Raw genomic sequence first — 10,379 nt, forward strand, 5'->3', positions numbered from 1 at the left:
TAAAAACAGTACAAAAAATAAGCGATTGGCCTGTTCCAAAGGGGCGCCATCATACCCGTTTGGGGTGGGGTTGGGAACGCAAAAAAGACAAAAAGCGCTGTTTTTTTGAGCGATAAAAACAGGCTTTTTTAGCCTTTTTGGGTTGCAAAAAATAGTACTTTGCGGCAGTCAGCTTGGGTTTAGGGTTTTAACGGGTCGTAGAGGTAGTTTTCGTAATTGCGGGGCAAGTGTTTAATCAGTGGATTCTTCAGGCGGAATAGCGTGCGGTGGTTTAGTCCAGCCTGGTTGATGCCTTCGCCATGCCGGCTGCGCCACAGTGTTTGAAAGGAGCCGTCGGCATAGGCGATTTCAAGTCCCTTGTGGATGCGCGCGAGTAATGCCTTATTGTCTCTATGGGTAAAAAAGAATTTGGGGAGCGGGTAATAGAGGGCAAATTGCGGGTCGGCGGTAAGGCCGAGATTGCCTTCAAATTTCAGTTCATATGCCATCTCCATGGGGGCGCGGCAAAAAAAATCCACGCGACCGGCTTTGGTCATGCGAAATAAGCTAACTACACTGCTGGATTCAACCACGGTAAGGCCGTTGGCACGTAATATTTTTGTGTCTGCCCAGCCAATACCCGAGCCAAAAGAATAGTTTTTTAAATCTTTTTTGTGGTTGATAGGGTGTTTGCGCTGTTGAAGTTCTTCTCGTGCAAAACAAATCCGATAACTAAATGCTCCCAGATCCAACGGAAAGGGTATGTAATCAAGATTTTGCTGCTCAGTCAGCTCATCCTCATAACTCATCTGTAGAACCAGATTCGGATAAAGGTTATGGCTCAGGCTGACGAGTGTGCGGGCGCGGTTCATTGGGGGGATGCCGCGCAGCTCATAGGGGCCAAATTCCGCGACTGTTTTATCCAGCGCCAGACGCAGTACCTCAACTTCATGCAGTGATCGCTCATTACTGCCCAGCTCAGGTAGTTTATGGGTGACCACTAGTGAGGTTGTCGATCGGGTGTTTGGATATGCCTCATTGGCTGTAGTGCTGTTGCCAAGTAACAGAATGCCGATGCAGCTGATTAGCATCCAGTAATGCCTATGAGTTGCACCGATTTTGCGGTTTGGCAGTGTTGCTGCTTGCATAGATCTTCCTGAAAACAGGCACTGAAAAGCGTAGGGGTAGTATCGTCCTGCTTATGCGCTGCTTATTCGGCGATATAAATACGGTAATTAACTGCTTCTGCGCCGGGGTCGACTATATCCAGAGTGATGTAGATCTTTTGATTGCGTGGCATAAGGTCTGCACCGGCCAGTTCACCGCCAAGGTAATCTTTGGGCGTAAAGCGGCGCTGGGCAACCAGATTATTGTCAATGTCGGTAAAAACGAGCGTCAGATCTGGAAAAGGCTGCTCAAAAGGGGCGCTATTGACCAGCATTACATCCACGGCCAATGCGTTTTCGGTATCTGGATGTTCACGTACTACCAGGTTAGACGTGGAAATTTGCTGTATGTCTACCAAGGGCGGCAGTTCACAGCCAAGGTATGGGCATACAAACAAATAGGCTGTGCGATAAGGTTCAATCCGGCTGAGTGCGTCAAATTTAAACCAGGCAATTTGTACTGCCAGAGCTATAAGCCCGACCAGACTGAGTGTTGTCCAAAGTTTTCGCTGATACCAACGGTGCATGCGTTTGGCGGTAAACTCAATTGGTGCTGGCATGATGTTCATCAGCAATGCAGTGCGTGAACCGTCATAAGCGCGAATTTTAGGTTGGGTCTTGATTTGGCGTTTATTGCCATCACTGGGGGAGTCTATTGTCCTGCTCTCTGTTGTAGTCGGCTCTGCAGGTGTATCGGTTTGTGCTGTTGTTGCAGTGTCAGAGCTGTGTTTAAAGCCCTGATTGTCAGGCAGTTGCGCTAGCTCTTCACTCAAGACCAGTTCGTCAGCTTGGGTTTGTGTCGGCTGTGGTTCTTCAATAAGGCTAAATACCAACCCCGGGCTTACAGGTTTTTGGTCGTTTATTGTAGGTTCCCGTGTTAGCTCAGCTGCAGGAGTTCTACTGATATCCAGTGCTTCATCCGCCAGCTCTTCATCTGACTTGGGGCGCAATACCCCCAATTGTGGTTCCTTGTCTTCTTCCTCTTCAATGAGCATTTCCGCCCAGGACTCGTCCGTATCCTGGATGTTGGTATCCTCATTTTCCGAGCGAATTTTTCGTTCAAACAGGGACACGTCGGTCGTTGGTTTTACATCAACATCCATAAAACCATCAAACTCATATTTGCCGCTTTCTGTCTCCCGCTCTTCCATGTCATCGCTGATCAAAATATCGTCGCCATCATCAATCACAGGTTTTGCGAGTTTGGCTCTATCGTTTTTTGTTGTATCGATGGGTGTATTAATTGTTGCTTGAAGCGCTGCCTGTGGGCTTGGAGTGACAAGCGCGCTCGGGTTCGGTTTCTGCAATTCCTGAACAGCAAACTTGGAGCCGGAGGTGTTCTCTACCGGCTTAACCGGAATGTTAGGCAAGGGTTGCTTAATTGAAGTGGTGGGATTGATTGATGTTGGCTGGGCTATGCGGTGGTTAGTGGTTGCTGGTTTTGGGATGGAAGCCAGCGCACTAGCCGGTTGGCTCGGTGCTGATTTTGGCGCTTGGCTGATTGTTGCAGGCTCCGTTGCTTTTGGTTTAACGGCAACCAAATAATCCTGCGCTTTGAACACATTCAGGCAAGAGCCGCAACGCACTGCACCTTTAGCGGATTGCAGCTGGCTTTGGGTCACACGAAATGCAGTGCCACATTTGGGGCAGCGGGTGATCATTGGGTTGCTGGCTGAAGTCATGGTGTCGGCTCTTAAACCTGTCGAATCAAGCAATGGAAAATGGCAGTTTAACTTTTTGCGCGCCACTGGGTAAATTGCGGCGCTGGCAGCCCGTGGGCTTGTTGCACCGCAATGCCAACTATCTCACTTTTGTGGCGGTCAGGCGCACCCATTCTTCCTGTTCGGCGACCGGGTCAAAATCAAACCAGGGGCGATAAGCTGCCATTACCGTTTCTGCCTGTACCGCGAGGATGCCGGAGAGGCAGAGTTTGCCACCGACTTTGGTCATGGCATTGAGTGCAGGCGCCAGTTCGGCCAGAGGGCCGGCGAGTATATTGGCGAGCATGATATCCACTTGCACTGCCGGGCAGTCTGGTGGCAAGTAAACTGGCATGGCATCGGCGGGCAGATTGTTGCGTTTGGCGTTTTCGGTGGTTGCCAGCAGCGCTTGCGGGTCTATATCTACACCGATGACGCGCTTGGCGCCAAGCAGCAGTGTGGCTATGCCTAAGATGCCTGAGCCGCAGCCGTAATCCACCACATCAAGGCCGGTAAAATCCTGCTGGTCGATCCACTGCATGCACAAAAAAGTGGTGGGATGAGTGCCGGTGCCAAAGGCAAGCCCTGGGTCTAGCATCAAATTGACCTTGTCCGGTTCCGGCGGTTGCTGCCAGCTGGGGCAGATCCACAGGCGTTCGCCGCAGCGAATGGCGTGATAATTGGCCATCCATTCCCGCTCCCAATCCTTATCCTCCAACTGCTCCCAGTAGTGTTCGGGCAGTGGGTTGCCAAAACGGCGCTGGGCTATAGCGGTTGTCTTGGTGGTATCTATTTCTGCATCAAACAACCCGGTGATTTTTACGCTATCCCAGAGTGGTGTTTCACCCAAGCCTGGTTCCAGGATGGGTTGGTCGGCGTTGTCCTGCAGGGTCACGGAAGCGGCGCCGGCAGCCAGCAGTGAATCTTCCAGAGACTCTGCATAGCGACGGGTGGTGATAATTTTGAGTTGCAGCCAGGGCATAAAAGTTCTGCTCTTGGTGAGGATAAATGTAAAAGGGCGCGATAAATCGCGCCCCTACATATGGGAAACATAGGTCAAAACAATGGTGTTTTATTCCGCCAGTTTCTTTTCCAGATAGTGAATGTTCACACCGCCTTTGCGGAATTCGGTATCGCGAACCAGCATCTGTTGCAGCGGGATATTGGTGCGAATGCCATCCACAATGGTTTCGTCCAGTGCATTGCGCATACGGTTCAGGGCGATCTCGCGGGTATCACCAAAGGTGATGATTTTGGCGATCATTGAATCGTAGTTGGGCGGCACTGTGTAGCCGTTATACAGGTGTGAATCCACGCGCACACCCAAACCGCCGGGAGCGTGGAAGCCTTTAACCAGGCCGGGGCAGGGCATAAAGGTTTTTGGGTCTTCGGCGTTGATACGGCACTCAAAGGAGTGGCCGCGAATCACTACGTCAGACTGCTTGAATGACAGTGGCAAGCCGGAACATACACGGATTTGCTCTTTGATCAGATCGATGCCGGTCACCATTTCCGATACCGGATGCTCCACCTGAATACGGGTATTCATCTCAATAAAGTAGAAGCGGCCGTCTTCGTAAAGGAACTCAAAGGTACCGGCGCCTTTGTAGCCAATGTCAATACAGGCTTTCACACAGGCGGCGTAAGTTTCTTCGCGCACCTCTTGCGGGATACCGGGAGCAGGCGCTTCTTCCAATACTTTCTGGTGGCGACGCTGCAGTGAGCAGTCGCGATCACCCAGGTGGATTGCATGGCCTTGGCCGTCAGACAGGATCTGCACTTCCACGTGACGTGGGTTCTGCAGGAATTTCTCCATATACACAGTGCCATCACCAAACGCAGCCTTTGCTTCGCCTTGGGTGACATGGATGGAGCTGATCAGTGCAGCTTCGGTGTGCACCACGCGCATACCGCGACCGCCACCACCGGCAGCCGCCTTGATGATAATGGGGTAGCCAATGCGCTTGGCAATTTTCATGCATTCTTCCGGGTCTTCCGGCAGTGGACCGTCAGAACCGGGAACCGTGGGAACGCCAGCCTTTTTCATGGCTTTGATCGCTTCTACCTTGTCGCCCATCATGCGAATAACCGCAGGATCCGGGCCGATAAAGGTAAAGCCGCTCTTTTGCACGCGCTCGGCAAAATCGGCATTTTCCGCAAGAAAACCATAGCCTGGGTGGACGGCTTCGGCGTCAGTAATTTCCATCGCGGAAATAATAGCCGGAACATTCAGGTAGCTTTTGGGTGACGGGTTAGGCCCGATGCACACCGATTCATCCGCCAGGCGGACGTGTTTTAAATCGCGGTCAACCTGGGAGTGAACGGCAACAGTCTTGATGCCCAGCTCCTTACAGGCGCGCAGTACGCGCAACGCGATTTCGCCACGGTTGGCGATCAAAATTTTATCGAACATAAACCAATTCCTCAGCGATTAGTGATGTGGTCGCCCGCGCGCAGGCGACGGCCGCAACTTGGGGTTAGGCGATAGTCACTAAAGGCTGGTCGAACTCAACGGGGCTGCCGTCTTCAACCAAAATGGCTTCAATTACACCGGTTTTGTCAGCTTCGATTTGGTTCATCATTTTCATGGCTTCGATGATGCAAATCACATCGCCTGCTTTCACGTGTTTACCTACTTCAATAAACGCGGGTGAGCCTGGGCTTGGAGAGCGGTAGAAGGTGCCAACCATGGGTGATTTCACCAAGTGGCCAGATGGTAAGGTTGCAGCGGCAGGTGCAGCAGCGGGTGCGGCAGCTACCGGTGCAGCAGCAGGAGCGGCTGGTGCTGGTGCGGCAGGTGCAGCAAAGCCCTGTGGTGCAGTGAAATACTGGGTGGTGCCGCTGTTGCGTGCGATGCGCACAGATTCTTCGCCCTCTTTGATTTCCAGCTCGCCGATGTTGGATTCTTCCAGCAGCTCGATCAGTTTTTTAATTTTGCGAATATCCATAGTGTCCTCTTTGGCAACTTGGTTGAAGGTTGATAAGAATAATTGGTCTGAAAACAGGTTACTTAATCAGGTTGAAAGCAGCTTGTAGCGCCAGGTCATAGCTGGTGGCGCCAAATCCACAGATGACGCCCTGGGCGACATCGGAGAAATAAGAGTGTTGGCGGAAGGCTTCACGCTTGTGCACGTTGGAAAGATGCACCTCAATAAAGGGGATTCCCACACCCAAGAGTGCGTCGCGCAAGGCAACACTGGTATGGGTAAAGGCGGCGGGGTTGATGATGATGAAATCTACCCCTTCTTTGCGCGCATCATGAATACGGTCGATTAGCTCATATTCAGCATTACTTTGCAGGGTTTGCAGGTGATGGCCAGCATTCAGTGCAGTTTGGGTTAACTTGCGGTTGATGTCTTCCAGTGTGGTGGCGCCATAGATGCCTGGTTCGCGCAGCCCCAAAAGGTTCAGGTTGGGGCCGTGTAATACCAAAATGGTTGCCATTGACTGTGATCCTGCAGTGATATTCTGTTTTTGTGCGCAAAAACCGCTTGTGTAGGCGTTTTTTGGCCTGTCGGGATATAAAAGTGCAAAGAGTTTGCCGCAAAAATCCTGATCTGTCCACGATGCCGGCGAAATTTTGTTGAGATAGCAGAAAATGCCTGCATGATTGAAGAAGTTAGTTACAGCGATGCTAAAAAACGGCGTTCAAATAACTCTTTTGCAGGATTATCCCCGCATCATGCCCTCACGATAGCGGCATGATGTGAGAAGTTTTGTAAAGGCGGGGCTAAAAGATTCAAACGTCGTTGAAATGTCGTTATTTGTAGCTAATTTTCGCCTTTGATATGTCCTATCACCAATTCTTTTGTCAATAATTGCGGCAATACTTGAGCTTTTCCGGTGTGATTGGCGGGAAACCAGAGGTACAGCGGAACACCGCTGCGGCCATATTCCTGCAGTAATTCGGTGATTTTTGGGTCTGTATTGGTCCAATCGCCCTTGAGTGTGGCCACATTCAGTTCATCAAAAGTCGCGCTTACTGCTTCAGTGTCCAAGGCTACGCGCTCATTGGCAAGGCAGGTCAAACACCAGTCGGCGGTGAGGTTTATAAACACTGGCCGACCTTGGCTGCGCAGTTCGGCGAGCAGTTCGGGGCTGTAAGTCTGCCAGCGGCCTTGTTCCTGGTTCTGGTGATTTGAATTTGGTGTTTGCAGCATAAGCGCAAGTGCTGCGCCCCAGCTGGCAACAATAACAAGGCGGCGTATCCATAACCAAAAGCCTTGTGTTTCCCGCCCCAATAGCCAACAACCGAAGGCAATCAATACGGCGCCAATACAAAGACTAGCCATGCCATTTACGCCAGTCTGGCGGCCATAAACCCAGAGCAGCCAAATCGCACTCAGATAGAGCGGAAAAGCCAAAAGTTGCTTGAGGTTATCCATCCACAGCCCTGGTTTGGGCAGGCGATTGGCGAGCGCCGGTAAATAGCACAGTAAGAGTAGTGGTAGAGCCATGCCGAACCCCAGTGCTGCAAAAATGGCGATACAAATCACGGGCGGTTGGGTGAGCGCAAAGCCCAACGCTGCGCCCATAAATGGAGCAGTGCAGGGGCTGGCGACAACTGCCGCCAGTACACCGGTAAAAAAGGAGCCGCTCAGGCCAGATTTCTGGGTGAGTTGTTGGCCGGCCCCCATCAGGCTGCTGCCAAAATTGATAAGGCCTGACATGCTCAGCCCCATCACAAAAAAGAGGTAGGTGAGGGCGGCAATCAGGCTTGGTGATTGCAGCTGAAAGCCCCAGCCGACCGCCTCGCCGCCCTTGCGTGCCAAAATCAGCGCAATGGCAAAGCCCACAAAACAGACCACTATTCCCAGTGTATAAATCCAGCCATGCAACACTAATCGGTTGCGGTCAGCATTGGCCAAGCTCATCACTTTAATGGACAGAACCGGGAAGACGCAGGGCATAAGGTTCAAAATTATGCCGCCCAAAAGTGCCAGCGCTATGGCTTGAAGCAACCAGGGTGAAGTGGTTTCCGGTGATGAATCGGCAGTTGAGGGCAAAGGTTGTTGGGTTGATGATGTGGTGAGTGGTTCGGAGACGGTCATAGCGACTGGGTCTACGGCCAAAGTGAGCTTTTGTGGTGGATAACAAAGCCCCGCATCGGCGCAGCCTTGGTATTCGACTTTTAGTGTGAAGGGGTGGTCGATTTGGCTGAGGTCGAAACTTGCTGCCACCTGGTGGTAGTGCACCATGGTTTCGCGTTCAAATAACTCGTCATATTTCATTAACCCGGGCGTGTAACTCGCGCTCAAGGTTAGGTTTTGGTCTGCCTTAAACTTGAAGCGTTCTTCATACAAGTAATATTTGTCGGCAATCGTCCAGCTGAGCGTCAGTTGTTTGCCGGAAATTGCAAATGCTGGTTTAAATGCTTCGCCAACGGGTAAAAATTCATCCTGTGGGCTAAGCAGGCTGTTGTTGTCGGTGAGGCTGCTGTTTTTGGCGAATGGATCTTCTGCCCAGGCTTTTGTGCCTAATCCAAGTAAGGGGATTAGCAGCAGGAAAATGACAGCAGTAGAGCGGATAGTGTTGGCTACAAGGTGGCGAGTTTTCTGCATAGGGATAATTATCTTGGTCAAAAATAAAATGGCTGGGGGCGCTCGGGCTTTGGTGTCCTTAAGTGTGACTTACAGTAACATACGCGCCCCGGCAAGCAACCGATAAACATTGTAAGCCAAGGGCGATTTAGCTATCGCAACATACAGCTCATCTTTCAGCTCAGAGAAATGTTTTATGTTTAGTTTTGTTGGTCGCAATATTTTGTATATGACAATGGCATTCAGCCTAAGTGCCTGCCAGCTACCTTTTCTTGCAAACCAGAAAAAGCCGGCTGTGGTTGCGCCTCCACCCGCAGTGGCTCCAGCACCGGTAATCACCAAGGAACAGCAGGTTATTCGTATGTTGCTCCTGAACGGTGAGTACACCCTCTCGCGTGACCAGCTGCTTACACCGGCCAACGATAATGCCTATGACTTTTTTCGTGCAGTATTAAAGCTCGACCCTGAAAATCAGCGGGCCAAAGGTGGCTTGCAGGGCATAGTGATGCGCTACGTGGATCTTGCGCGGCAAGCTGCTGCACGAGGCAATTATACTCAAGCGACAACTATGCTAAACAATGCTCGCATCGTTGATCCGAATAACCTGTTGATCAAAGAGGTTTCTTCTGCGCTTACCGAGCAAATTAAATCAGCCCCGCCAGTTCAACCCTATCGTGGTGGCGCCAATGAGTTTTTGCTGGATGCCAATTTGCTCGGTAAAGATGATCCACAAATATTGGCTCGTATCACCGAGATCGCGCAAAAACTCAAAACAACAGACAGTTTGGCGATGATCATCGCCCGCACCGATGTAGAAGGGCGGTGGATTTACCAAAAAATGCGCGAAGCGGTACCGGGTTACCGCGTGCGTGGTGATATAAAACTGGGCAGCCCGCCGCGAGTGCAAATAGTGCCATCGGCACAATAAATAATTTCAGAAAAGAGCGCCTCAGCGCTCTTTTTTATTTTAGATTAGCGTGCGTAAATGATGCCGTATTTCGCCAGCAAGTCACGATAAGCCTGGCTGGATTTGAAGTCGATCATCCCCCTTGCAAAGTTCTGGGTCTGCGCTTTTTATCGACTAGGATATCTTGCTGCCATTTGCCAGGTTTTTATCTGTACGATGAATGCAACCAACCCAGCAACATGGGCGTTTCTTATCGTTAAGAAGTTCCTCAACAGTTCTATCGATACGTTTTTTTGCGGGTTTTCTCCTGTTTGACATCTTCTATCCAACAAATAAATTCATTGCGACCAATTGGCGTGAGCCCTTCCCAAAGCGCAATCGCTTCAGTGTTTTGGCTTATGGCGTCGACCAAGTCGATCGGTAAATTGTGTACCAGCCCATCTGAAATCCTAATCATAAAATGAAATATCCTATTTTTTTCACTGTGATCGCTTGTTAAGTATTTGTTTTTCTAACTGCATCTTCAGACACTGGCCAATTTTCAAATTGTGGCACAGGGTCAGTAATTTTGTGCCATGTTGCTTTTGAGCCTACGAAAATATGAGCTTCAATATTTGCCTCGGTAATTCCTTCTATGCCACCCAGAGGAATACCTAAAATTTCAGGCTTATTTTCATATGTGCTGATTAATGGCGAGCCACAAGTTTTGCAAAAAAACTTTGTAACATTTTCAGATGATTTATACGAGGACAGATTTTTAGAGCCGTTTAGCCATTCGAACTGGTTTTTATTGATAGATGCGCGAGTTCTAAAGGCTGAACCATGCCAGCGCCTGCATTTTGAGCAATGGCAATTGTATATTGGGCCGAGCGAACCTGTGATTTCGTACTCGACAGCTTCACACAAACACTTTCCTTTCATCATTTTTATTCTTCCTACTAATAATTACAAACTGTCGAGCGCGCGAAGCGCACGGTGCTGCAGCGCCTTGTATGATTGATTTCACCAGTTTTCTTATCATTCTTAACGCGATAAGGTGGAGCCCATACCTGCAGCAACAGGTATTCAGCAAGGTAGCCCGGTGCAG

At 50.3% G+C, this 10,379-nt stretch carries 10 protein-coding genes; 1 reads left to right on the plus strand and 9 read right to left on the minus strand.

The genetic code is table 11. From position 1 onward, the window contains the following. Positions 1-179 precede the first annotated feature (179 nt). The 7 genes from ACFODX_RS01855 to ACFODX_RS01885 all read right to left on the minus strand — a co-directional run bounded on the left by ACFODX_RS01855 (position 180) and on the right by ACFODX_RS01885 (position 8,406). Complete coding sequence (locus ACFODX_RS01855; RefSeq protein WP_378115474.1) at positions 180-1,127, minus strand: hypothetical protein; 948 nt, start codon at positions 1,125-1,127, stop codon at positions 180-182. A gap of 62 nt (positions 1,128-1,189) precedes the next feature. Then, on the minus strand, positions 1,190-2,827 hold the full coding sequence (locus ACFODX_RS01860; protein WP_378115476.1) for a DUF3426 domain-containing protein: 1,638 nt from the start codon (positions 2,825-2,827) through the stop codon (positions 1,190-1,192). A 118-nt stretch (positions 2,828-2,945) separates the two neighbouring features. Beyond that, a complete protein-coding gene (gene prmA, locus ACFODX_RS01865) occupies positions 2,946-3,827 on the minus strand; it encodes a 50S ribosomal protein L11 methyltransferase (protein ID WP_378115478.1) in 882 nt (293 codons plus the stop codon). A 90-nt stretch (positions 3,828-3,917) separates the two neighbouring features. Further along, positions 3,918-5,258 (minus strand): acetyl-CoA carboxylase biotin carboxylase subunit, encoded by a 1,341-nt coding sequence (gene accC, locus ACFODX_RS01870; protein WP_378115480.1) that lies wholly within the window; start codon positions 5,256-5,258, stop codon positions 3,918-3,920. 64 nt (positions 5,259-5,322) lie between these two features. Further along, on the minus strand, positions 5,323-5,793 hold the full coding sequence (gene accB / locus ACFODX_RS01875) for an acetyl-CoA carboxylase biotin carboxyl carrier protein (protein WP_378115482.1): 471 nt from the start codon (positions 5,791-5,793) through the stop codon (positions 5,323-5,325). Positions 5,794-5,851: 58 nt separating this feature from the next. Next, positions 5,852-6,289 carry a type II 3-dehydroquinate dehydratase gene (gene aroQ, locus ACFODX_RS01880; protein ID WP_378115484.1) on the minus strand — a complete coding sequence of 146 codons (438 nt, stop codon included), beginning with the start codon at positions 6,287-6,289 and terminating at the stop codon, positions 5,852-5,854. A 326-nt stretch (positions 6,290-6,615) separates the two neighbouring features. Beyond that, a complete protein-coding gene (locus ACFODX_RS01885; protein WP_378115486.1) occupies positions 6,616-8,406 on the minus strand; it encodes a protein-disulfide reductase DsbD family protein in 1,791 nt (596 codons plus the stop codon). Positions 8,407-8,581: 175 nt separating this feature from the next. Here ACFODX_RS01885 and ACFODX_RS01890 point away from each other — a divergent pair, with 175 nt between their 5' ends. After that, entirely contained in the window at positions 8,582-9,313 is a 732-nt protein-coding gene (locus ACFODX_RS01890) for a hypothetical protein (RefSeq protein ID WP_378115488.1), read from the plus strand. 256 nt (positions 9,314-9,569) lie between these two features. Here the strand turns inward: ACFODX_RS01890 and ACFODX_RS01895 are convergent, their stop codons facing one another. Together ACFODX_RS01895 and ACFODX_RS01900 are read right to left on the minus strand one after the other, a co-directional pair. Continuing rightward, positions 9,570-9,749, minus strand: coding sequence for a YdeI/OmpD-associated family protein (locus ACFODX_RS01895; RefSeq protein ID WP_378115490.1), 180 nt, complete (start codon positions 9,747-9,749; stop codon positions 9,570-9,572). Positions 9,750-9,787: 38 nt separating this feature from the next. After that, positions 9,788-10,216: a GFA family protein gene (locus ACFODX_RS01900; protein WP_378115492.1), complete on the minus strand. Its 429-nt coding sequence runs from the start codon at positions 10,214-10,216 to the stop codon at positions 9,788-9,790. Between the last annotated feature and the right edge of the window lie 163 nt (positions 10,217-10,379).

This window comes from Cellvibrio fontiphilus (genome assembly GCF_042646205.1).
Lineage (GTDB): Bacteria > Pseudomonadota > Gammaproteobacteria > Pseudomonadales > Cellvibrionaceae > Cellvibrio > Cellvibrio fontiphilus_A.

What these genes read in the sequence shown, in the direction of transcription:
- ACFODX_RS01855 (WP_378115474.1), bottom strand. Translation starts at nt 1,127, where the DNA reads ATGCAAGCAGCAACACTGCCAAACCGCAAAATCGGTGCAACTCATAGG.
- ACFODX_RS01860 (WP_378115476.1), bottom strand. Translation starts at nt 2,827, where the DNA reads ATGACTTCAGCCAGCAACCCAATGATCACCCGCTGCCCCAAATGTGGC.
- prmA (WP_378115478.1), bottom strand. Translation starts at nt 3,827, where the DNA reads ATGCCCTGGCTGCAACTCAAAATTATCACCACCCGTCGCTATGCAGAG.
- accC (WP_378115480.1), bottom strand. Translation starts at nt 5,258, where the DNA reads ATGTTCGATAAAATTTTGATCGCCAACCGTGGCGAAATCGCGTTGCGC.
- accB (WP_378115482.1), bottom strand. Translation starts at nt 5,793, where the DNA reads ATGGATATTCGCAAAATTAAAAAACTGATCGAGCTGCTGGAAGAATCC.
- aroQ (WP_378115484.1), bottom strand. Translation starts at nt 6,289, where the DNA reads ATGGCAACCATTTTGGTATTACACGGCCCCAACCTGAACCTTTTGGGG.
- ACFODX_RS01885 (WP_378115486.1), bottom strand. Translation starts at nt 8,406, where the DNA reads ATGCAGAAAACTCGCCACCTTGTAGCCAACACTATCCGCTCTACTGCT.
- ACFODX_RS01890 (WP_378115488.1), top strand. Translation starts at nt 8,582, where the DNA reads ATGTTTAGTTTTGTTGGTCGCAATATTTTGTATATGACAATGGCATTC.
- ACFODX_RS01895 (WP_378115490.1), bottom strand. Translation starts at nt 9,749, where the DNA reads ATGATTAGGATTTCAGATGGGCTGGTACACAATTTACCGATCGACTTG.
- ACFODX_RS01900 (WP_378115492.1), bottom strand. Translation starts at nt 10,216, where the DNA reads ATGATGAAAGGAAAGTGTTTGTGTGAAGCTGTCGAGTACGAAATCACA.